The following is a 23,943-nucleotide window of genomic DNA, read 5'->3' on the forward strand; positions in this document are numbered from 1 at the left end:
TCTATTAAGCATCAAAACAATTCTAAAAATACCCAAATGAAAAACATATTTCTAGTGCTTTTAACTGTATTCTGTACAAGCATATATGCACAAATGCCCAAGAGTAATCTCCCGAAACCAGGGGTCATTTCTGGTAAGGTCATTGATCAAAACACCCAACAACCACTTCCTTATGTTAATATAATAATCAAAGATGCTGCCAAAAAAGTTATTACTGGTGGAATTACTGATGATAATGGACTGTTTTCTATAAAGAATATTCCAGAAGGTAACAATACTGTTGAAGTTCAATTTATAGGTTACAAAACTTTTACAAAGCCCGTTTTAGTAGATCGAAAATCGAGTAAAATTAATTTAGGAACTATAAGTCTTGAAGAAGATAGTACCACTTTAGATGAAGTTGAAGTTCGTGCAGAAACTTCTTCAGTAACTCAAAAAGTAGACAGAAAGGTTATTAATGTAGGTAAAGATTTAACTTCAGCAGGAGCTACTGCCTCTGAATTATTAAATAATGTACAATCAGTAAGTGTTGATAGCCAAACTGGAAACATCAGTTTACGTGGTAATGAAAATGTACGTGTATTAGTAGACGGTAAACCAACTAACATTCCTGCTTCTGAGCTTTTAAAGCAAATTCCTTCTTCATCTATCAAAAGTGTTGAGTTAATAACCAACCCTTCTGCTAAGTACAACCCAGAAGGAATGAGTGGTATTATTAACATTATTTTGAATAAAAATGCCAACATGGGATTTAATGGTTCTATAAATACTGGTATTGAAGCTGGTCATTATGTTCGTTACAATGCTTCAACAAATATGAATTATAAAACAGGAAAAGTTAACTTCTTTGGTAATTATGGATTTAATGGTGGAGATCGTTACAACTATGGTTATGTTAATAGACCAGGAGTCAACAACCAAGATTTTATTTTTACCAATGACAACGAATCTCACTTAATTAAAGTTGGAGCAGATATTTATTTAGATGACAAAAACACTTTATCTCTTTATACTACTCAAAATTGGTTCAAAAGTAATGCTAGTGGACGCGCAATAATTACTGATAATAACGGTGATTTAATTGAACACTCTCCTAACACACAAGATAATGATAGTCATAACCAAGCTTATAACTTAAATTATAAACATGAGTTTGCTAAAGAAGGTCATAACATAGAATTTGAAGCTAATTTTTCTAAAAATGACTCTCCAAATTTTTTAGAAAATAGATTTTTAGAAGGCTCTCAACCAGATTATATTAATGACATCAGTAATAAAAGAGAGAGTACACTTTTAAATTTAGACTATACAAATCCTGTTTCTGAAAATGGAAAATTAGAGTTAGGTGCTGAATATCGAATAAATAAAACTGATAATACCAACCTTACTACTCAGATTAACTTTAACAATTCTTCTTTTACTTATGATAGAGATGTTTACTCAGCTTATGCTAATTATAATCACAAATTTGGCAAGCTAGACATGCAAGTAGGTGCACGTTTTGAGCAGTATAAAATAAAAGGTGTTTTTAACCAAGAAGGAGAACCTACAGAAACTGTTACAGATGATATTTTTACTGTATACCCATCAGCTTTTCTTACCTTTAATCCTAACGAAAATGATCAATTTCAATTAAGTTATAGTAAAAGAGTGGATAGACCAAGTATTGGACAAGTAAATCCTATTAGAGAATGGAGTACTCCATTAATTACTTCTGTAGGTAACCCAGATCTTGTACCTCAATTTACAAATTCAGTTGAATTCAATTATACCAGAAAAATAAAAGGTGGATCTATTACCATAGGAAGTTTTTACAGAAACATTAATGATGTAATTAACAGAGCTACTTACAAAGACCCAAGTGACGATACTGATGTAAGACAAATTTTAACTTTTGCCAATTTTGATGATACTGATGCTTACGGTTTAGAGTTTTCTGCTAACTACAAAATTGCTAAATGGTGGAGAGCAAACGCTAGTATGGACTACTACTCTCAAAAGCAGTTTGGAACTACAGATTTAAGCGACCCTAATGCTCCTACTACCGAAGTTAAAGCTGATATTTTTAACGCAAGAATTAGCAACAATTTTACAGTCTCAAAGAAATTACGCTTACAATTATTTGCTATGTATAGAGGACCTAGAAAAGATATTCAATGGGATGTAGATCCAATGAAAATGGTTAACATTGGTGCCAACTATAGCATCCTTAAAGGAAAAGGAGACATCAATCTTAGAGTAAATGACATTTTTAATACCATGAGATTTAAGTTTGATTCTACTAGACCTTTTGTTCAAAATGGACGCTTTAAATGGGAAAGCAGAACCGCTTACATCGGATTTAACTATAGATTTGGAGGGGGTAAAAACAAAGCCCGTTCAAGAAAAAGACGTGACAATAATGATGCTCAAGGAGGCGGAGGTTTCCTATAGAAATCAATTTTCAGAAGATTCCCTAACAACAAAAAATCCGAAGTTAATACTTCGGATTTTTTATGTTATATATATTAAGGTAAAAATTACCAACGAATCACAACTGATCCCCAAGTAAATCCACTTCCAAAAGCAGCTAGTATTACCAAATCTCCTTCGTTGATTTTCCCTTTTTCCCAAGCCTCTGTTAATGCTATAATAACTGATGCTGCAGTAGTGTTACCATACTTTGTAATGTTATTATACACCTTGTCATCTGACAATTGGAATTTTTTCTGAATGAACTGTGCAATACGCAAATTCGCTTGATGCGGAATTAACATATCAATATCTTCTTTTTGCAGTCCGTTTGCTTGTAAACCTTCCATTATAGCTTCTGAAAAACGAACTACTGCATGTTTAAACACAAATTGACCATTCATATAAGGATAGTAAGAAGTATCATCAGGATCATTCGCTTCCATAATTTCAGGAACCCAGCGACCTGTTGAAGGACCTTCTAACATTAATTCTTTTGCATATTTTCCTTCTGAATGTAAATGAGATGATAAAACCCCTTTTCCTTCTTCTTCCGAACGTGATAAAACAGCTGCTCCTGCTCCATCTCCAAAAATTACCGTTACTCCACGACCACGGGTAGAACGCTCTAAACCTCCAGAGTGGTTTTCAGAACCAATTACTAAAACATTTTTATACATTCCTGTTTTAATGAATTGATCTGCTACAGAAAGTGAATAAATAAATCCAGAGCATTGATTTCGTACATCTAAAGCACCAACTGTTGGCATATCTAACAAATCTTGTATTTGCACTCCTCCTCCCGGAAAATATAATTCAGGACTCAACGTAGCAAAAATGATAAAATCAATATCATCTTTTGTCAAACCAGCACGCTCAATCGCAATTTTTGCGGCTTTGGCTCCCATCACTGATGTAGAATCATCTGATGTTTTTGGATCTATCCAACGACGTTCCTTGATACCAGTTCTCTCTTGAATCCACTCATCGCTCGTCTCCATAAACTGAGTCAAATCATCGTTAGTCACTACGTTCTCAGGAACATAATAACCTAATCCTGTAATTTTTGAACTATACATATATTTTTATATTGATTATTTTGTTGTTAGCAAATTAAAAGCTTGTAAAAGTATGAATTTTATGTAATTCGCACAAAAAGTGTCAGTTTGTCATAAAACTTTCTTTGGTATTTTTTTTGACTAATCCTTTTCAGAAAATAATATTTTAAAGTTATACATAAATAAAATATATAATTATGAGTAAAGGAAACATTAATGTGTCAGTTGAAAATATTTTTCCTCTGATTAAAAAATTCTTATATTCTGATCACGAAATCTTTTTACGTGAGTTAATTTCTAACGGAACTGACGCTACAACTAAATTAAAACACCTTATCTCAATTGGTGAAGCAAAAACAGAATTAGGCGATGCTAAAATTGAAATAAGTATTGATAAAGATGCAAAAACCTTAACTATTAAAGACCAAGGAATTGGTATGACTATGGAAGAGGTTGAAAAATACATTAATCAAATTGCCTTTTCTGGTGCTGAAGAATTCTTAGAAAAATACAAGGACGATAAAAACGAAACAGGTGTTATTGGTCACTTCGGGTTAGGTTTCTACTCGGCTTTTATGGTAGCTGATAAAGTTGAAATTTTTACCAAATCGTTTAAAGACGAGCCTGCTGCTCACTGGACATGTGATGGTTCGCCAGAATATACTTTAGTAGAACACGACAAGTCTGACAGAGGTACTGAAATCGTATTACATATTGCTGAAGATTCTACTGAGTTTTTAGAAGAAGGTAAAATTCGTGGATTACTAACCAAATACAATCGTTTTAATCAAGTGCCAATTAAATTTGGAACAAAGAAAATAAATGATCCTGACTTTACTCCACAAACTACAAAAGATGAGGATGGTAAAGAAGTTACCGAACCTCACAAACAAATTGAAGTTGACAATATCATTAACAATACGGAACCTGCATGGACAAAAAAGCCAGCAGATTTAGAAGATGAAGATTATAAAAACTTCTACCGTGAGTTGTATCCAATGCAATTTGAAGAGTCTTTATTCCACATTCATTTAAATGTTGATTATCCATTCAATTTAACAGGAATCTTATATTTCCCTAAGTTAACACAGAACTTGGATATGCAAAAGGATAAAATCCAATTATACCAAAACCAAGTATTTGTTACGGATAACGTAGAAGGAATCGTTCCTGATTTCTTACAAATGTTAAAAGGGGTAATTGATTCTCCTGACATTCCATTAAACGTTTCTCGTTCTTATTTACAAGCAGACGGAGCTGTTAAAAAAATCTCTGGATACATTACTAAAAAAGTAGCAGACAAACTTTCTTCTTTATTCAAAAATAACCGTGAAGATTTTGAACAAAAATGGAACGATATCAAGGTTATTATTGAATACGGAATGCTATCTGAAGAAAAATTCTTTGATAAAGCGAAGAAGTTTGCCTTATATCCTACTGTTGATAACAAGTTCTTTACGTTTGATGAATTAGTTGAAAAAACCAAAGATGCTCAGACGGACAAAGACGGAAATCATATCATCTTATATGCTGCACACAAAGATGCGCAACACAGTTATATTGAAGATGCAAAAGCAAAAGGATACGAAGTATTATTGTTAGACTCTCCTATCGTTTCGCATTTAATGCAAAAATTAGAAATGGAGTCTGGTGATGCTAAAGTACAATTTAAACGTGTAGATGCTGACCACATTGACAATTTAATTAAGAAAGACGATACAGTAATTTCTAAACTTTCTGACGAAGAAAAAGAGAAATTAAAGCCAGTTATCGAAGAAGCTGTAAACAACACAAGCTATACAGTACAATTAGAAGCGATGGATTCTAATGCTTCTCCTTTTATAATTACCGTACCAGAATTTATGCGTCGTATGAAAGAAATGAGTGCTACTGGTGGTGGCGGAATGATGGGAATGGGTAATTTACCAGAAATGTACAATTTGGTAGTAAACACCAACCACGAGTTAGTATCAGAAATTTTAAATGCTGATGAAGACAAGCAAAAACAATTAGTTACACAAGCATTTGATTTAGCTAAATTATCTCAAAACTTATTACATGGTGAAGAGTTAACCAACTTTATCAAACGTTCATATGAACTAATTAAATAATGGAGAATTTCCATAGATAAATTTAAAAGCCTCTTTGTTTATACAGAGAGGTTTTTGGTTTTAATTCTCTACAAAATACATTAGATTCGTTTCACTAAAAAAAGCTAATATCAAACTGAGATTATGACACATATTATTTGTTTTGGAGATAGTATAACTAGAGGCGAAAATGATAGTGAAAAAGGAGGTTGGGCAAACCGCTTGAAAGCTTATTGCATGGAACTTTTTCTAAAAAACAGAAAAAATGAAATTTGTGTTTTCAATATGGGTATTGGAGGGGAAACCACAGAAGGTTTAGTCAAAAGGTTTGTAAATGAATTTGATACAAGACTCTTGAAAGATGGAAACAATATTGTAACACTAGCCTATGGTACCAATGATATTGCTTTGTTAAATGACAAAAACACTGTTTCCTTAGAAAAATTTCGCGATAATCTTAATTTGTGTATTGACCATGCCTTAAAACAAAAGGCAACTGTCTATTTAATCAATATACTTCCTATATTAGAAGAAGAGAGCACTACAAAGAAGAGAGCTATAGAAGACGTTGTAAAATATAATGACATGCTATTATCAATCGCGCAAAAGCAAAATATTCACTTTATTGATGTACATAGCAAATTTAACATTACTAAAGAGGATTTACTCACCTATGATGGAGTGCATCCTAACGCAAAGGGACATGAAAAAGCTTTTAACCTGATTAAAGAGGCTATATTCAGTAAATCACAATTAACATCTTAAACTTTACTTTTTTAGTTCTACTTTTATTAACTCTAATTAAAATTACACTAAAAATATAATTGATTATTTACTTTAAGTCTTAGTACACTAATTTCATAATTTTTTATGAAAAATATAAAGGTTTTTTCTATCAAACTTACCAGAAAATATATTTTTGCCTTTAATTAAAATAATTGCTAAATAAACATGAATTTTCACAAGACCTTAAAATTAATTTTTATTAGTTTTTTATGTTTTTACTTATCAAAATGTTCATATGACTTTTCAGATGATTATTATGTTGATATAAAAATCCCCTCAATCAATGATAGTGAAATTACTATTCTAAATTTTAATAATGATGAAGTCATTAATGATGAAACTACTTTAGAATATATCTTTAAAGGTATGCCTAATCAAATCACATTAAAATCTGAAGTTTTTCTTGATAATGAAAAAATTTACTCAGACTTTAAAATAAGTAAAGGCTCTTTTACTCTATTTCCCTCTAGGTACAATGATGGTAAACATATAATTAAAATTACTCACACTTTTACCTCTGGTTCTGGAAGCTTAAGTGATCAAATACAAAAAGAGATTTTAACAAAAACTCAAGAATTCTCTTTTGAAGTTAAACGAAATCCTAGCACTCCTCCTTCTATTACAGATGTAATAGTTGAAAATGGTAGTATAACTGTAAAATGGGATCAAATTAATGGGGTTGATTATGACAACGCTTTTTTAAATTTAAAATTTAAATACAAAGAAATTCAAATCCCTTTAAGCAAACTAGAATTAGAATCAAAAAAGTACATAGATAAAACTACTGTTTTATTTGAAGCAAACTCTAATTCAGCTTATTTTGATTCATACTCACAAGTAACTTATTCTATTGGCTACTCTAATCAATATACTAAATTACATGGTTCATCAAGAACTCTAAAGTGTGACCCTAATTGGGTTAATGTACAATTATCATATGTCAATAATGATAGTTATAAACTTGTTTGGAAAAAACACCCTTTATACAATAATTTTGAGAAGTTTGACATCTATCATGGTACTGAAAACTTTAAAGCTTCAAGTTTAGGGGGAGAGTATATAATTAATTTACCTTATGCTATTGGCAAAAAATATTATTGTGTTATTAAACCTATTAAAGAAAATAGCTCTTTTGTAGCTCTATCAATTTGGGATTTAGAATTAGATCCAAATACTTTTGGTTTATTTGATTATAATCATTTATACTCTTTAGGTATTGTTTATAACCCAATTAATTATAATTACTATTCGCTTATAGCTGAAAATAAAACCGATAAAGGTTTTACTTATTATATTTATGAATACTCTGGTTCTATGGAATTTATACGTAAAAAAAGAATTCTAGAAGACTCTTATGCTGATTCTTATTATTTTACAAAAAAAACCTTTAACATAAATACTATTAACAACAACCTTCATGTAGAAACCAGTAACGGAACCTATGAAATTGATTATGTTAATTTAAACATCATTAATAGTTTTGTAGGTGAAATCTACGATAACAAAAGATATATTTTAAGAGGAAATATTCTATATACATTTAATATTTCAAACTACTCTATAGAAGTAAAAAATATTTTAACAAATACTTTAATACATAGTCAAAAAATTAATCTCCCATCAAATACATTTCCTCTTTCTGGAGGAACCCTTTCAAATGATGGTAAATATGTATTTATACCTGATTACGTATCTTCTAATGGATCTATTTATAAAATAAATGGTGGCAGCCTAATCAAAATATCTGAAATTAAAGCATCTAGAATACATTTTTATGATCATCTCGCAATTTACCAAAATAACGGAACTGTTACTGTTTTAGATATTGAGACTAACATTACTACTTCCTTCGACTTTGGAGTTGAACCAAAAATTGATTTTGATTTGCAATCACAAAAAGTCTTGGTACAACAAAACGGATACAATGCTATTTTTGATTTGAATACGAATCAACTTAAAACTTTTTTTTCTGAAAGCACTAAACATGCAAGTATACCTTTCAGTTATAATGATATAGACTATATTTTTCATTTACTAAACAACAGACTAATACATACAAAAGGAATTTATTTTGATAACTACTAAAAAAATGCTTACAAGAAAATATTATTTATTTTTATTTATGGTTTTTGTTAATTACTCAAACACTTTTAGCCAAAAACTTGAAGTTTTTTCTGATTTTAAAATTGGTTTTCTCTCTCACCAATCTTTAAAAGAATTTCACAACGAATTAACAAATGATATTCCTTTTGATAATATAAAGACTACAGATAATTTTAACTCTAACTATGGCTTTAATTTTGGTATTAAATTTAACAAGTTTAATACATCTATCTTTTATAGTCATAGAGTCTCAGGAGCAAAGTCTTCTTATTCTGACTTCTCGGGTTACATAAGGCTTACAAATGAATTAAAAGGTTCAACTATTGGAGTTATGTATGAAAAAGAGTTAAAAAGAATTGGAAAAGGGAAATTACTTACTGGATTCAAAGCGTTACTCACTTTTTCGAATTTACAAATAAATAATGAAAATAAAATAGCTAATACTATAAACAATGATAAACTTAATTTTAACTCCACAGATTTTGGTGGTGGTGTAGAACTTTCTTATAACATACCTATAGCTTTTTTTACTCTTAAAACATCTATTGGATTCGATGTTTATATTAATGGTAAATTAAACTCTAAAGAAATACCTAACGCACATCTTATTAATAAAAATGGAGATAAAGTTACTACTGACTGGACTGGTTTTAATGTTGGGATGGGCATAATTATACCTATTCTTAAATAAAACCATATATTCACATCAACAAATTCAAAAACAAAACCATGAAGAAAATCCTCTTAACCATAGTAGCTACCGCTACACTTATTACTTCTTGTAAACAAGAAAAAAAAGAAGCGGTTAACACTCCTGCACCTGAAAATATGGAGTTTAATCAGTTGCTAAAAGACTATAACGAAGGAAAACTACAATTAAACCCTGTAAGTGCAACTTTTGCAGGTGACAATCGTTTTAACGATCAATTTCCTAACACGCTTTCAGACGAATATCAAGCAAAAAGCAATGAGTTTTTCAAAAATTACAAAACTAAACTCAATAGTTTTAAAGATGCTGACTTAACCGAAAGTCAACAAATGAGCAAAGCTGTATTGGGTTGGGATTGTGATATGGCATTGGCACAAGCTGGTTATAAAAATGACTTATTAATGCCTATTAACCAAATGTGGACAATTAACCTTACGATGGGGCAATTGGCAAGTGGTAGTAGTGCACAACCTTTTAAAACAGTTGAAGATTACGACAATTGGTTAAGTAGATTGGACAAATATAACACTTGGCTACAATCGGCTAAAGAACGCATGCAACAAGGAATCGAAGAAGGGTATGTTTTACCAAAATCATTAATCCAAAAAGTAATTCCTCAATTCGAAAGCTTAACTGTTGTAAAAAAGTCATCTGAAGGAGTTACTGATTTTTCTGAGCATTTATTTTATTCTCCGATAAATGCTTTACCTGCTGATTTTTCCGATGCCGACAAAACTAGATTAACAGAGGCTTATACTAATATATTGAATGATAAATTAATTCCTTCATTCAAAGCTATGTATGAATTCTTAAAAAGTGATTATTTAGCTGCTGGTAGAGAAAGTAGTGGTATTTCAGATATTCCTAACGGAACAGCATACTATCAACACGCTATCAAAAATTATACGACTACCAACATGACTGCTGATGAAATTCATGAATTAGGACTGAAAGAAGTTGCTCGAATTTTATCAGAAATGGAAAAGGTAAAAGAACAAGTTGGTTTTGAAGGAAGCTTAAAAGAATTCTTTGATTTTGTTCGTAACAACAAAGAATTAATGCCTTATACCGAACCGCAACAAATTATTGATAACTTTAATGCGATTCACGAAAAAATGAAACCACAATTAGAAAAGTTATTTGGTAACAAGCCAAAAACTCCATTTGTGGTAAAACAAACTGAAAAATTCAGAGAAGCATCAGCAAGTGCTGAATACAACCCAGGTTCGTTAGATGGAACTCGCCCAGGAGTTTTCTATACACCAATTCCTGATGCTACTAAATACAATGTATTTTCTGATGAAGCTTTATTTTTACACGAGGCTATTCCAGGGCACCATTATCAAATTTCATTAACGCAAGAAAATGAAGACTTACCAGATTTTAGAAAAACTTTATGGTACAGTGCTTATGGTGAAGGTTGGGCATTGTATACTGAAAACTTAGGAAAAGAATTAGGTTTATATACCGATCCGTATCAATATTTTGGAATGTTAGGTATGGAAATGCACCGAGCGATTCGTTTAGTAGTTGATACAGGAATACATGCTAAAGGTTGGAGTCGTGAAAAAGCAATTCAATATTCATTAGATAACGAAGCGGAAAGTGAAGCAAGTATTATCTCTGAAATTGAACGTTACATGGCGAATCCTGGACAAGCATTATCATATAAAATAGGACAATTAAAAATCCGTGAATTACGAGCTAAGGCTAAAAAGGAATTAGGTGATAAATTCGACATTAAAGAATTCCATAATCAAGTTTTAGAAACTGGATGTATTCCTCTAGCGTTGTTAGAAAACAAAATTGACAAGTGGATTGCTTCTCAAAAGCAATAATTCACAACTTATTACTATTAAAAATCCGCTTTGAGTTTTCAAAGCGGTTTTTTTTATGAATTTAAGTGTTTCGTAAAATGGTTTTTGAGAACATAAATCTGAATAAAAATCATTACTGTAAATAAGAAGCTGGTATATAATACAGTATGTGAAATTGTAACTCCTTCAAAGAAATTAGGAAATTGAATATGAGATAAATACTCCATTTTTAGTTCTGGAACTTGCAACCAACCTAACGAAGTACCTTGAGACACGTACAAAATACTAATCAACAATATGCTAACTAGTATAAACCACACTTTTTTAGATATTAGTGGAGTCGCCTTATAAACCAAAGTCTTTTCTTCTTTCAAGATAGTCTCCATAATATTTGCGGTAAAATCTACTCGTGGAGTTTCTGTCTCTATATCTTTGATATGCTTTTTTGTAAAAGCACTCAACTCTTCTATATGTTTATTTTCTCCCATAATGACTTATCAATTCAGGTTCTACATTTTTCTCTACTATACTCAACAACATTTTTCTAGCCCTATGTAACTTCACTTTTACATTCGCTTCCGAAAAATCTGTTATTTCTATTATTTCTTTCAAACTTAATTCTTCAAAATAAAACATCCACAAAATAGAACGCTCCTCCTCTGGCATACTCAATAAACAACTATTTAGTACTTGTGCTCTTTCTTTACGCTCAATTCCTTCTAAAATAGTATCTGCAGCTTTTATTTTATGAATAGTTACTTCATCAATAACATCTATATTATATCGTTCCTTGGTCTTTTTTAAAGCATCTAAACAAGTTCTATAAGCTATCTTATATAACCATGTAGAAAATTTTGATTCTCCTTTAAACTTATTTAAGTTTTTATATGCTTTTATAAAAGTATCTTGAGAAACTTCTTCGGCTTCTTCTCTACTCTTTACCATTTTTAACGCCAATGTAAATACCATTGTCTTATACCTTTCTACTAAAAAAGCATAAGCATTCGCATCTCCTTTAAGGATTTTATCAATATAAACTTGGTCGTTAATAATAGTCATTTTATACTTTGACTGTATTTAACTTTAAAAGGTTACAACTATACATCAAAAAAAAAATGTTTTTTTCTGTAACCTTTTTTCAGATATAGCTGTCATACTTGCAAACACATTAAAAATAATCATTTTAAATTCAAAAATATGGAAGCAGCAATTGTATTTATGTTCTTATTTGCAGTAATCTTCGGAATCTTTTACTTGTATTATTCAACAAGAAATAAAGAACGTTTAGCTTTAATTGAAAAGGGTGTAGATGCCAAAATTTTTATGCAAGGGGAAAAAAAGCGTTCAACTTTAACCGGTAGAGTGATTATCTTAAACTTAGCATTATTAGCAATGGGAATTGGCGTTGGTGTTTTATTAGGTGCCATTTTAAGTTCTTTCTTTGGTTATAACGGTCCATGGGAAACACGTCCAGCTGATGCTATAGACTCAGAAGTTTTCTTTATTGCATCTATCTTCTTATGTGCTGGAGGAGCCTTATTAATTGGATTTAATCAAACTAAAAAACTAGACAACGAATAAACTTATCTACTCAAAATAAATAAGCTAAAAGAGAATGAAGTAAATTTCATTCTCTTTTTTGTTTTGTACATTAGTAATATGAATAACAAACCTCATCTTTATTTTAAAACAGACACTGAATGGCGTGAGTGGTTATTAGAAAACCATAACGAAAGTGACGGAGTGCATTTAATTTTATACAAAGTAGAATCTGTTCAACCTAGTATGCGTTGGGAAGAAGCAGTTAAAGTAGCTTTGTGTTTTGGATGGATTGATAGCACCGTAAAAAGTTTAGGTAACGGTAAACGACGTCAATATTTCTGTCCTCGAAAACCTAAAAGTGTATGGAGCGCTTTAAATAAGAAATATATTGATGAATTAATTGCAGAGGATTTAATGCATACTTCTGGAATTTCTTCTATTGAAATTGCTAAAGAAAACGGATCTTGGTCGGCTTTAGACTCAGTAGAAAACTTGATTGTTCCAGAAGATTTACAAGTTGAATTTGATAAAAATCCTACTGCATTTAGCAACTATCAAAATTTTGCACCTTCTTACCGTAAAGGCTATTTGTATTGGTTAAGTCAAGCTAAAAGAGAAGATACAAGAACAAAACGAATTTATGAAATCGTCCGTTTGTGTACTATTAATCAAAAATCTAGATGATTTTTAGTATTTTGTAATCCAATCAATCAACTATATGCAACTAGAATCCCTCGTCCAAAAATTTAAAACCAAAGATGTAAAAGCTTTTGAAGCTTTATACGAAATGTATAATGAAAGTGTACAAGGCATCGTATTTAACATTGTTAGAGAACAATCCATTGCTGAAGAAATTACCCAAGATGTTTTTATAAAAGCGTGGAATAATGCTGAAACTTATTCAGAGAAAAAAGGGCGCTTTTTTACATGGATTATCAATATTGCCCGAAATGCAGCTATTGATAAAATTCGTTCTAAAAATTTTAAGAACAATTTAAAAAACCTTGATGCTGAAAATTTCGTAGATATAATAGAAAACGACGATAGTTTGGACTCAAAAACAAATGCTATTGGTATTAAAAAATTTGTGAGCAAACTAAAAGAAACTTGTATTAAAGTTATAGAACTCCTCTACTTTAAAGGTTTTACACAAAAAGAAGTTTCGGAAAGTTTAAATATCCCCCTAGGAACTGTTAAAACTAGAAATAGAAATTGTATTAACGAATTAAGAACCATGCTTAAATAATGGCCGCTAATAAACACATAGAATCTGGGATTTTAGAGCTATACATTGCTGGAGCACTTTCTGAAAAAGAAAACGAGCAAGTATATCGTTTAATAATAGAGCATCCTGAAATTTTGGAAGAAATAAAAGAAATTGAAAAATCAATTTCTATCCTTACTTCTCATGTTGCTCCTAAAAATACCAAAACCTTTTTTAAAGATATTTTAATTAAAATATTACAAGAAAAAGAAGACTCAGCTAAAGTTATTGCCATAAGAACTTCTAAGAGAAATTGGATAACTTATACAGGGTGGGCAGCAGCTCTAGTTGTAGGTAGTACCTTAATCTTGTCTTTAAACAAAAATGCTAATTTACAAGGGCAAATAAAGAGTATTAATGAAGCTAAAGAACAATTTGAAATTCAACTAGATAAAACAAATTCTAATTTAGCTGAGAATAAAAAATTACTTGCTGTAATTAGAAATAAAGATATTATAACTGTTCCTTTACAAGGTCAAAATGTATATCCAGAAGCTTATGCTAAAGTTTACTGGAATAAAAACACTAAAAGCATTTACTTAGATGTTCAAGGGTTACCTGATCCTCCAGAAGGAAAAGTATATCAAGTTTGGTCTTTAAAACTTAATCCGCTATCTCCTACTAGCCTTGGTGTTTTAGATGGTTTTGTTGCTAATGAAAATAAAATATTTACCATAAACAACCCGAACGATTCACAAGCCTTCGGAATTACTTTAGAACCAGCTGGTGGTAGTGAATCGCCAACTTTAGAACAATTATATACTCTTGGAGCAGTATAAATTTATAAATGGATATAGCCGCTAAAGCGGCTATATTTTTGTTGTCATTCATCCTTCAAAAATGACAACGTTACATGAAGTTCCCCTGAACAACATCTATATTAAAAAGTGTATCGTATTGAAGCTTTTGCTGAAAATGGAGTTCCTGGAGTAAAATGGATTTCTTCAACTGGATTTGGTTCATTTTGTAACCTCGATTCTGTAGCAAATTGTGTTTCATTCCAGGCTACATCAAAAATATTTTCTAACGCTACACCTACTGTTATATTATTCATTTTATAACTAACATTTGCATCGGTAACAAAATAACCTTCTGCTACTATTGAATTGTGTTCATTTGCAGGTCTGTCTCCTATGTATCTGTAATTTATTCCTCCTGAAAAATTCTTATAATTATTTACTGATAATCCTCCAGTTACTGTTATTTTAGGCGCTAAAGGAATATAGTTTTCACCTGACAAAGCATCAACACTTTCTGCTTTGGTATAAGTAGCATCACTATCAAAATATAACCAATCTGTTAACTGATATCTAAGACCTAAATCGATACCATAACGTTGTGATTCTCCTGAAGGTTCTACAATACCTGCATCTCCAACATAAACTAATTCATCTTCTGATAATAAATACCATAACGCTGTGTTAAAAACTAGCTTTTGTGTAGGTTTCCAAACAGTTCCAAAATCAATACCGTAAGCTCTTGGTAATGTTTTTTTATTAGGTTGGGTAGCTACTACCCTAGTATCGTTTGAGTGAAATCCTATTCCTGATTTTAAAAACCATTGAATTTTAGCATTTGGAGTATAGGTTACATTAATTTTAGGATTTACAACCACTTGCGATTCAGAAAACGTTTTATACTTGTCTAATAAATAGTCATTGTAATTAAACTTTAAATAATCTAAACGTAATGCAGGAGCTACCATAAACTTACCAAATTCAAATTCACTATTTACAAAAGCGTAATAGTTGGTTTGGTTTACTTTTCCTAATTGAATTTGGTCTAATACTACTTTTCTTTGAAGCGTATGAGATAACTCTAAATTATCTACGATATCAGCACGCAAACCTGTTCCAAAAGTTAACTCTACAGGTGTATTTGATAATTGTGTTTTCTTTTTAAACTGTGTATTAAACCCGAAAACATCTCTGTTTTCAGTTTGTTTTATTTGATCTCCGTTTACAGGATCTTCTAAAAAGAAGGTAAAGTTTGAAAATAAATTGAAATTATAGTTCGAATAGAAAACACTTGAGGTTACACTAACATCATTCTTTAAAACTTTTGAGTGTTCTAAATTTATGTTTGTTCGCGATGTGGTTCCTCCTTCTGTATCATCAATTGAACCAAAACGAGTAATAGTACCATTATCAACTTCTCTTTGTGGTATTTGCCCAGAAGCATCCCATTTACTCCTAAAATGAGATACTGATAATGATAAACTACTATTATCTTTTAAAAAGGTTCTATACTTTGAAAAAAGGTTAATCCTATTAAAGTTTTGAGGAGATTCTACAAAACCATCTGTTTCTAAATACTCAATAGCTACATAGGCATTGTCGGTACTGTTTTTATCTAACAAATTAAACATTCCTAAGGTTCTAAAGGTATTAAACTGACCTACCCCCACTTCAACTCTACTGTTTTCTAAATATGTTTTTGTTTTAAAATCCACATAGCCAGCTGTATTAAAATCTCCTTTACTTGCATAATAAGGTCCTTTTCCGAAGTTAATTTTCTCTATTGTTTCTGGTATTACAAAATGTAAATCACTATACCCTTGTCCATGTGCATGTGAAACCATATTTACTGGGATATTATCTACCGACAAAGCTATGTCTGTACCATGATCAATATCAAAACCTCTTAAAAACAGTTGTTCTGCTTTTCCTCCTCCAGCATGTTGTCCTATAAAAAGTCCTGGTACTCTTTGTAAAATTTGTTGAGATGAATTTACTGGTTTCTTATCTAAATCAACTCTTACAATAGTTTGTAACGGATCTCTTTTATTAGTCAAAACCATTTCATCTAATAAAAAGTTTTTCATCTCTAAAACAATTGTATTTATCGTTTTAAAATGACTTTCGTTAAGCTGCAATCTAACTTTTTCGTAACCTAAAATTCCAAACTCAATAATATCTCCTTCTTTTGAATTGTCTAAAGTAAACTCCCCATTCACTTTCGTATGGGTATGACTATTACTAATCGTATTGTATACATAAACATTCTCTAAAGTTTTTTTATTGGCATTAAAAACCTTTCCTTTAAATTGTTGCGAGAATGCCTGAAAGGAACTGATAAGTACAACAAAAAACAAAACCTTTGTTTTCAAAATATGTAGTATTAAATATTTAAAATTTTCTCTGTCATTAATGGTCCTAACTCAAAAGAACTTTCTAAAAGCTCTTCTTTTAATAACATTGCTTTGTCATTAATGCCATTTGCTTTGTAAATTTTGGCTATATGATATTGTACTTTTGGCTCGAATGTTTTACCTACCACATGTGTATTAGCTACTTCTAAAGCCTTCTTAAAGTCTTTATTTTTATAATAATACCAGGCTAATAAATCATATGATTGTGGCGTAGGGCGATTTGCTAATTCTTTTTCTATATATGGTAAGGCATTTGCTGTATCATTAAACTCATCTAAATACAACTTAGCTAAATGCTGATTATACATTACACCATATGAACTATTTTTTGTAGCTGATAAATATACTTTTAGGTTATCGTTTTTCATTGCCCAGTTATTCTTAAACTCAGCTATTTCTGCTTTTAGCATATAGTAATCTGGAGAAAAATGCTCTTTGCTAATTATTTCTAATATCCGTAAAGCTTCATCTGTATTTTTATCATGAGAATATACTATCCACGCTATACCCTTTTTAGCATAGGCATTGTTATAATCTAACTCAAGTGCTTTAATATATAAATCATAGGCCTCTTTTACTTGCCCATCATGTCCGTAAAAATCCGCTAAATTAGTATAACTCCAAATTTTAAGATCTTTATCATTAGCTTCTTCTGCTTTTTTCTTAGCTTTTTCCATAAAGCGAATTGCAGAAGCTAAATCACCTTTATGATCATACCATTTAGAAACTCTAATTAAATACCCAAAATCGGCATAATCTTCGATTTCCTCTAAATACTCTGATGCTTCTTTAGGATTTCCCAACTCTAAATAAACATCAAAAAGCATTTTTTGAGTAGCATTAAGATTCTCTCCATTTACTTCCGCTCTTTTTAATAGTTCTAACGACTCTTTAAATCGATGTTGAGAGATGTAGTTTCTTGCTAAAGACCTTAAATATGATGCTTTGTTATAATCTGTTTTTTGATTAATTTGAAGTAACTTTTCTTCTGCCTCTATCAAATAAGAAATATTTCCACTTTCTGAAAAAAGAAGTGTATTAGCCTTTGCCAGCTTACTTAGATATGGATATTGTGTAGGCTGATCGTTCAGTTTATTTTGCCAAAATTCTAGCTCTTTTTGCGCTAACGACTCTGAAGTTATTATTATACTTTGTAAATATTTATCATAGTCTTTCTCGTTAGCTACCTTAGTTGTTTCAGGGGTTGAACAACTTAATACAGCACTACTTAAAATAGCACATATAATTATGTTAATAGTTTTCATTTTAGAAGGAATTAGGTTAGTAGCTTATTTTAAACTTGGTTGCTTTTAGCAACCAAGTTTAATTTTCAGATGTTCAGTAATTTTATTTTACCAAGGGTTTGCTAGGTAAGGAAATGATGTTAAGAAGCTTTTATCATTAGCATCTACATGATCATCTGACAATGTTGGATTTTCTGAAAAGTCTTCACCTCCAAAAATCAACAATAATTCAACAGTAATTACATCATCTGCCAAAGCTCTACCAGTTAACACATTGGTTCCGTCATAAAAAGTAGTAGTACCATCTAACGAAACAGTTAATACATCAGTAGCCAAAACGCTAGCAAAAGTTGCTGCATCTAAACCTAATGCATTAGTATCTCCATTGTTTGCATAAGCAGGACTCAACGCTTTTAAATTTGTTTCAAACATTGCCGCAAAATTTGCTCCTTGCTCCGATGGTATTGTTACATTAAATGCATCTTTCATATCACTATTTACAAATACTGTATTCACTGCTGGTCTCCCCATTTGATCTTTTTGCATATAACTTCCTGAAAAATCAACAGAAGGTGTATATATTTTATCATTATCATCACTACAACTTGCTAAAGCAAAAATTGATAGAATTGAAATCGCTAAGATTTTTATATTATTAAGTTTCATGTCTTTTTGTATTTAAAGTTGATTGTTTTACTGCTTTGTTTTAGTTTCTACCCAAGTATTAATAGTTCCTGTGCCTCCAATCATCGATTTTGGTACCTCTACCACAACTGACAATACATTGGTACCTGCAAAAGTATCTGCTCCTGGATCGTTAAAACCACCTGCATTTCCAGCTATTATTTCACCGTATTGAGCAAAGTCCATAAAAAATGGGTCGTCTCTTGGACCTGCAAAAAATTGCATTCCTCCACTATTACCGATGATAGCGTTAGATCCATAAGGAGTTATAGAAACTCCATACTCTGAGCCATTTTGAGGTAACGTACTAGTTAAACCAGTAATAGAAGGACTGTATGGACCAAAAAAGTACATTTTTCCATCTCTTGGAATCGCTTGAATTACCAAATCTTCGACTTTATCACCATCGTTATCAATGTTAAATTCAATCAAAACATTTTCATCAAAGCTTGCTGATGCTGTCGCTGATGGACTTAATAAGCCTTGAATGTTTGCTACAAAGACAATATTATTTGTGTTTTCTCCTTGGAAAGCATAAAAATCTGTAATATCACTTGAGCCTCCTGTTACATCTGGAGCATCTATATGATCTGCTGCAAATAACACCAGCCCTATTAATACCAAAGCACTTGCTCCAATAATTAGTTTCATTTTTTTCATGGTTGTAAATTTTAATTGTTAATTACTTATTTACCCTTACTTACGAGAAAACAACCAAGACGGTTTTTATTTTTTTATTTTTTTTGAAAATGAATACTTAATTTTGAATACTATGGGTACTATTTTAATTACAGGAGGAACGGGTTTAATTGGAAAAGAATTAACTAAAAAGCTAACTAATAAAGGCTATACAGTCAACATACTTACTCGTAATCCCACTAATGAGAATGAATATCACTGGAATGTTAAAGAAAATTTTATTGATAAAAATGCTTTTAACAATGTTACACATATTATTCATCTAGCGGGTGCAGGAATTACAGACAAGCGCTGGACTAATAATCGTAAAAAAGAACTAATTAATAGCCGAGTAAAAAGTTCCAACTTATTATTAAAAAAAGTGAAAGAATATGAAGTACCTATTGAGGGATTTATTTCTGCTTCTGGTATTGGATATTATGGTGCTATCACTTCTGATAAAATTTTTACTGAAAAAGATGCTCCCGAAAACGATTTTATATCTGAGATTTGTATTAAATGGGAAGATGCAGCTTTTAAATTTCAACAATTAAACATTCCTGTAACTATTTTTAGAACTGGAGTCGTTCTTTCTAAAAAAGACGGTGCTTTAAAAAAAATAAACACTCCTTTGTTTTTGTCTGTCCTAGGAGAAGGAAAACAATACATGCCATGGATTCATATAGACGATTTATGTGAACTTTACATAAAAGCTGTAGAAGATTCAGATTTTAAAGGCATATTTAATGCTATAGCACCAGAACATCAAACCAATGAAAGTTTTACTAAAACATTAGCTACAACATTAAGAAAACCTCTATTTCCCTTTAATGCTCCTTCGTTTGTTTTAAAAACCGCCTTAGGCGAAATGGCTTATATTTTATTAAATGGAAGTAGAATTTCTGCTGAAAAAATAAGTCAATTTTATACCTTTAATTTTCCTGATTTACAATCAGCTTTGAACAATATTTATAATGGAAGATAAGCTTAAAAATCCTGTATGGCATTCACTATGTGAAACGCATCAAAAATTTGTGATTAATTACGATGAGGTAAAATTTTACGACCCAAAAATATGCCCTTTTGGTGCTTTTACAAATAGTTCTAAAACAGCAGCAGCTCTAAATGAATATCTTAAGCTAACTAATAAATTCTTTTTAGTTTCTGAAAATGAGACTCCAACCTTTGACAGTAACTACATTAAGTTAGATAAAAAAATTGAAGGTTGCCAAATGGTTCTTGATAGCTTAGTTGAACTAGAAATTTCAGAAGAAATTGTTCAACTAACTGAAAAACATATCGATGAAATTTATAATTTGATTTGGTTAGTAATGCCTGGATATTACAAAAAACGAACTTTTGATATGGGAAAATACTTTGGTGTTTTTAAAGACAATCAACTCGTTGCCATTACTGGACAACGTATGCAAACAGATAATTTTACTGAAGTAAGTGCTGTAGTTACTCACCCTAACTACACTAGAAGAGGATTAGCAAAACAGCTTACTCATTTTGTTACCCAAGAAATTATCAAAGATGGAAAACATCCTATTTTACATACTACCAAAGGAAATCCTGCTATTGGACTTTATGAAAAATTGGGATACAAACTTACCCGTGATATGAATTGGTGGTACTACCATTCAACTAAAATCTAACTAATAATTTATTTTACCACGGATGATTTCAACTCAATATCAGAAGTTTTCCATACCTCATTAAATCTATTTTCTGTTTCTTCTTGGTTGGTTGCATCACCTAACTTTGAATAGGCTATACTTAGTCCCTTTAGTGCCCATCCATTTTTAGGTAGATTTTTTAAATCTTGGGTATACGTATTTACAGCATCTTGATATTTCCCTGCATCTAATTGTACGACTCCTAAATGATGCCTAACAGAGAAAAACCAATCAGGTGGTTCATTATAATTTAATGCATCTTCAATAGCCACAGCTTCTTTTAATAAAATAGTACTTTGCTCATAGTTTTTTTCTTGTGAAAGTATTGTTGCTTTAAGCACTTTACTTGCTATTTGTAACAGTTCATATACAGAGTTAATTTCCCAAATAGTAATTGCTCGTAATTCTTCATTCGAAGCTATTTTTTCTAAAGCCTGAAGCTCGTTTTTGGCAGCTTTTATATTTCCCTTACCTACATAAGCCATTCCTTTAGCATAATGTAATATTGCTGTCGGGTAATCCAGTTCGGGAACCTCATTTTCTATCGTAAGTATATCATCCCATTTACCAAATTTCACATAAATATAAAAAGGTATCGTATAATAATGCTGAATAGTACCCCAACCAGGTTCCTTCATTAGTTGTTTATTGGTGTTTCTTTGCAAAGCTTCAGCAGCATAAAACGCCCATTTACTGTTTCCTTCCAAAGTAGCAGTAGCTGACATGAAATGTTGGTTGTGAGGATAATATGCCAAAGGATATGCACCTTGCGCATTACACGCTGTTACATATGCACTATCTACCTTTATAGATTGTAAATTAGCTAAAGTACCTTTATGATAATCACCTGTTCTAATATATACATGAGAAGGCATGTGCACCAAATGACCTGCATTAGGTACAAGCCCTTTATCAAATAATTTAGCACTTGTCAATGCTCTTTCAGGTGTATTTGACGCTTCTACAGCATGAATATAAAAATGATTTGCCCCTGGATGCTTAGGGTAATTTTCCATAACACTTTCTAAAGTGGTAATAATCTCTGGAGTCCATTCCTTGTCTTTACCTTTTTTATCTTGTAAATCCCAAGGATGTAAATTCATTAAAGATTCTGCATATAGTACTCCTATTTGTGAATCGCTAGGATATTTAGCATATAGCACTTTCATCGCATTCGCATATGCCTGGTCTAATGAGCGACGATCATCTACAACACTATCTATATATCTTTTAGAAAGAGCATCAATAAGATCTCTTTCTTTTTCTGTAGCATTATTATCTTTTGACAGTTTTATCGCTTCCCGAATAGCTTTATAGGCACGTTCATAATTATCACTTTCCATACCTGCATTATAATTAGGCCCAAGCACATAAGCATAGCCCCAAAAAGCCATAGCGCAGTTAGGATCGAGCTTAGTTGCATAATAAAAGGAACGGGCGGCTTCAGCATGATTAAATCCATAAGCTAAGGTTAAACCTTGATTGAAATATCTTTGGACCAATGAGTCATTAGTAGATATAGGATAATATAAATCTCCAAGGCCTTCAAACAAAGGAGCCTTATTATTTTCATTATACCAATCTTTGTCCGAAGTAATTGGTGTACATACTTTGGTGGAAGTGATTAATTTTCTTTCTTCCTTTTTATTTGAATTTTGGCATCCAAACAAAAAAACAAGTAATACAGTTATTACAGTAAAATATTTCATACAACCGTTTTTTGTTAATTACAACACAATAAGTCTTTAAGTATCTAGCTTATAAAAAATAAAAGCTCAGGAAAGTTCCTGAGCTTTTACCTACTACTTGGTTAGTTCAGGCACAGAGGTATAAATATAATCTCCATGTTTACCTGTAAAATATTTTCTCATTTTTTTACCAAACTCTTTTCTTTTAGCTTCATCTGGCCAATGTTCTTTAAACAACTCTGTACTTCTTTTACCTAAATTGTCCAAAGCTCCCATTGAATCAACCACATAAACTCTAACATAATCTGTTCTATCTGATCCCCAAGCATGTGCGTGTTGATAAAACCCCTTTATAAATTCATTCTTATTAATCACATTATCAACATACTCTTTTGATAAAGCATCAAACTCTTCTTTAGATCCATCTTCAGGGAAAGCAAAATGTCCTTTTACTACTAACCATATGGTTTCTTTATCCGAAGGAGGAAAAGGTTTCATCCCTGGAATAGGTACATAAATTTCATCTGAGTGAGTCGCTGCATAGTATTCGTCTTTCATATCAAAATACTCTTTTCTTTTAGCCTTATCTGGCCATGCCTCTTTAATAAGCTCCCCATTTCTTTCATAAGCTTTATCTATATCTTCCCAAGAAGCATAAGTGCTTACAAAAATTATTTCAGTATTATCTGGTGTAAAACGATGGGTGAAGACTAATGATTTAAGAATAAATTCATTCTTTTTTACCACTTTATCTAAAAACTCTTTTTCAGTAGCAATCCATTTATCTTTATCAAAATTTTCATAGTTCATGTTCCAATGTCCTGTTGTTACAGTAATATATTTTGGCTGTACATCTTGTGTTTGAGAACACATAGTAGTTGGAAACACCATTAATAGTAAAAATCCTATTAATAGTTTGAGTCTTGTTGTTTTCATAATAATAAAGTTTTAGTTATGATAAAATATTTTACTGGGAATTTGTTTAAAAAGTAAGATAAA

At 31.1% G+C, this 23,943-nt stretch carries 19 protein-coding genes and 2 pseudogenes; 12 read left to right on the top strand and 9 right to left on the bottom strand.

What is annotated here, in order from left to right; genetic code table 11:
- Positions 1–36 precede the first annotated feature (36 nt).
- The gene (locus ACQY6M_RS00900) at positions 37–2,433 is read left to right on the top strand and encodes a TonB-dependent receptor domain-containing protein (RefSeq protein ID WP_428742815.1); all 2,397 of its coding nucleotides are present in this window, start codon (positions 37–39) and stop codon (positions 2,431–2,433) included.
- 86 nt (positions 2,434–2,519) lie between these two features.
- Here ACQY6M_RS00900 and ACQY6M_RS00905 read toward each other — a convergent pair whose 3' ends face one another.
- Complete coding sequence (locus tag ACQY6M_RS00905) at positions 2,520–3,530, bottom strand: 3-oxoacyl-ACP synthase III family protein (protein WP_428742816.1); 1,011 nt, start codon at positions 3,528–3,530, stop codon at positions 2,520–2,522.
- Between the two features lie 176 nt (positions 3,531–3,706).
- Between ACQY6M_RS00905 and htpG the strand changes: the two genes are divergently transcribed.
- The 5 genes from htpG (at position 3,707) to ACQY6M_RS00930 (ending at position 11,035) form a co-directional block, all read left to right on the top strand.
- On the top strand, positions 3,707–5,620 hold the full coding sequence (gene htpG / locus ACQY6M_RS00910) for a molecular chaperone HtpG (protein WP_428742817.1): 1,914 nt from the start codon (positions 3,707–3,709) through the stop codon (positions 5,618–5,620).
- A gap of 123 nt (positions 5,621–5,743) precedes the next feature.
- Positions 5,744–6,364 (top strand): SGNH/GDSL hydrolase family protein, encoded by a 621-nt coding sequence (locus ACQY6M_RS00915; RefSeq protein WP_428742818.1) that lies wholly within the window; start codon positions 5,744–5,746, stop codon positions 6,362–6,364.
- Between the two features lie 186 nt (positions 6,365–6,550).
- Positions 6,551–8,470, top strand: coding sequence for a YncE family protein (locus tag ACQY6M_RS00920; protein ID WP_428742819.1), 1,920 nt, complete (start codon positions 6,551–6,553; stop codon positions 8,468–8,470).
- A gap of 4 nt (positions 8,471–8,474) precedes the next feature.
- Positions 8,475–9,179 carry a hypothetical protein gene (locus tag ACQY6M_RS00925; protein ID WP_428742820.1) on the top strand — a complete coding sequence of 235 codons (705 nt, stop codon included), beginning with the start codon at positions 8,475–8,477 and terminating at the stop codon, positions 9,177–9,179.
- Between the two features lie 38 nt (positions 9,180–9,217).
- A complete protein-coding gene (locus ACQY6M_RS00930; RefSeq protein WP_428742821.1) occupies positions 9,218–11,035 on the top strand; it encodes a DUF885 domain-containing protein in 1,818 nt (605 codons plus the stop codon).
- A gap of 53 nt (positions 11,036–11,088) precedes the next feature.
- On the opposite strand, the gene ACQY6M_RS00935 is transcribed toward ACQY6M_RS00930, so the two are convergent.
- Together ACQY6M_RS00935 and ACQY6M_RS00940 are read right to left on the bottom strand one after the other, a co-directional pair.
- On the bottom strand, positions 11,089–11,502 hold the full coding sequence (locus tag ACQY6M_RS00935) for a hypothetical protein (RefSeq protein WP_428742822.1): 414 nt from the start codon (positions 11,500–11,502) through the stop codon (positions 11,089–11,091).
- Positions 11,489–12,073: an RNA polymerase sigma factor gene (locus ACQY6M_RS00940; protein ID WP_428742823.1), complete on the bottom strand. Its 585-nt coding sequence runs from the start codon at positions 12,071–12,073 to the stop codon at positions 11,489–11,491. Before ACQY6M_RS00940 ends, ACQY6M_RS00935 begins: the two co-directional genes overlap by 14 nt.
- A gap of 138 nt (positions 12,074–12,211) precedes the next feature.
- Here ACQY6M_RS00940 and ACQY6M_RS00945 point away from each other — a divergent pair, with 138 nt between their 5' ends.
- The 4 genes from ACQY6M_RS00945 to ACQY6M_RS00960 all read left to right on the top strand — a co-directional run bounded on the left by ACQY6M_RS00945 (position 12,212) and on the right by ACQY6M_RS00960 (position 14,599).
- Complete coding sequence (locus ACQY6M_RS00945) at positions 12,212–12,595, top strand: DUF6249 domain-containing protein (protein WP_428742824.1); 384 nt, start codon at positions 12,212–12,214, stop codon at positions 12,593–12,595.
- A 78-nt stretch (positions 12,596–12,673) separates the two neighbouring features.
- Positions 12,674–13,240 carry a YdeI/OmpD-associated family protein gene (locus ACQY6M_RS00950; RefSeq protein WP_428742825.1) on the top strand — a complete coding sequence of 189 codons (567 nt, stop codon included), beginning with the start codon at positions 12,674–12,676 and terminating at the stop codon, positions 13,238–13,240.
- A 34-nt stretch (positions 13,241–13,274) separates the two neighbouring features.
- Positions 13,275–13,802, top strand: coding sequence for an RNA polymerase sigma factor (locus ACQY6M_RS00955; RefSeq protein ID WP_428742826.1), 528 nt, complete (start codon positions 13,275–13,277; stop codon positions 13,800–13,802).
- Positions 13,802–14,599, top strand: coding sequence for an anti-sigma factor (locus ACQY6M_RS00960; protein WP_428742827.1), 798 nt, complete (start codon positions 13,802–13,804; stop codon positions 14,597–14,599). The genes ACQY6M_RS00955 and ACQY6M_RS00960 overlap by 1 nt, the downstream gene beginning before the upstream one ends.
- A 101-nt stretch (positions 14,600–14,700) precedes the next feature.
- Here the strand turns inward: ACQY6M_RS00960 and ACQY6M_RS00965 are convergent, their stop codons facing one another.
- The 4 genes and pseudogenes from ACQY6M_RS00965 to ACQY6M_RS00980 form a co-directional block, all read right to left on the bottom strand.
- The gene (locus ACQY6M_RS00965; RefSeq protein WP_428742828.1) at positions 14,701–16,929 is read right to left on the bottom strand and encodes a TonB-dependent receptor; all 2,229 of its coding nucleotides are present in this window, start codon (positions 16,927–16,929) and stop codon (positions 14,701–14,703) included.
- A gap of 11 nt (positions 16,930–16,940) precedes the next feature.
- Positions 16,941–18,236 (bottom strand): tetratricopeptide repeat protein, encoded by a 1,296-nt coding sequence (locus tag ACQY6M_RS00970; protein ID WP_428742829.1) that lies wholly within the window; start codon positions 18,234–18,236, stop codon positions 16,941–16,943.
- A gap of 87 nt (positions 18,237–18,323) precedes the next feature.
- Positions 18,324–19,253 (bottom strand): annotated as a pseudogene (locus tag ACQY6M_RS00975) (DUF4331 family protein).
- Between the two features lie 33 nt (positions 19,254–19,286).
- A pseudogene (locus ACQY6M_RS00980) lies at positions 19,287–19,559 on the bottom strand (DUF4331 family protein); the annotation flags it as partial.
- Between the two features lie 112 nt (positions 19,560–19,671).
- Between ACQY6M_RS00980 and ACQY6M_RS00985 the strand changes: the two are divergent.
- Positions 19,672–20,562, top strand: a complete 891-nt coding sequence (locus tag ACQY6M_RS00985) for a TIGR01777 family oxidoreductase (protein WP_428742830.1) — start codon at positions 19,672–19,674, stop codon at positions 20,560–20,562.
- The gene (locus tag ACQY6M_RS00990; protein ID WP_428742831.1) at positions 20,552–21,235 is read left to right on the top strand and encodes a GNAT family N-acetyltransferase; all 684 of its coding nucleotides are present in this window, start codon (positions 20,552–20,554) and stop codon (positions 21,233–21,235) included. The genes ACQY6M_RS00985 and ACQY6M_RS00990 overlap by 11 nt, the downstream gene beginning before the upstream one ends.
- An 8-nt stretch (positions 21,236–21,243) precedes the next feature.
- Here ACQY6M_RS00990 and ACQY6M_RS00995 read toward each other — a convergent pair whose 3' ends face one another.
- The gene (locus ACQY6M_RS00995) at positions 21,244–22,965 is read right to left on the bottom strand and encodes a hypothetical protein (protein ID WP_428742832.1); all 1,722 of its coding nucleotides are present in this window, start codon (positions 22,963–22,965) and stop codon (positions 21,244–21,246) included.
- A gap of 93 nt (positions 22,966–23,058) precedes the next feature.
- Complete coding sequence (locus ACQY6M_RS01000) at positions 23,059–23,880, bottom strand: hypothetical protein (protein WP_428742833.1); 822 nt, start codon at positions 23,878–23,880, stop codon at positions 23,059–23,061.
- Positions 23,881–23,943 lie beyond the last annotated feature (63 nt).

The organism is Tenacibaculum sp., from assembly GCF_050290165.1.
Taxonomy (GTDB): domain Bacteria; phylum Bacteroidota; class Bacteroidia; order Flavobacteriales; family Flavobacteriaceae; genus Polaribacter.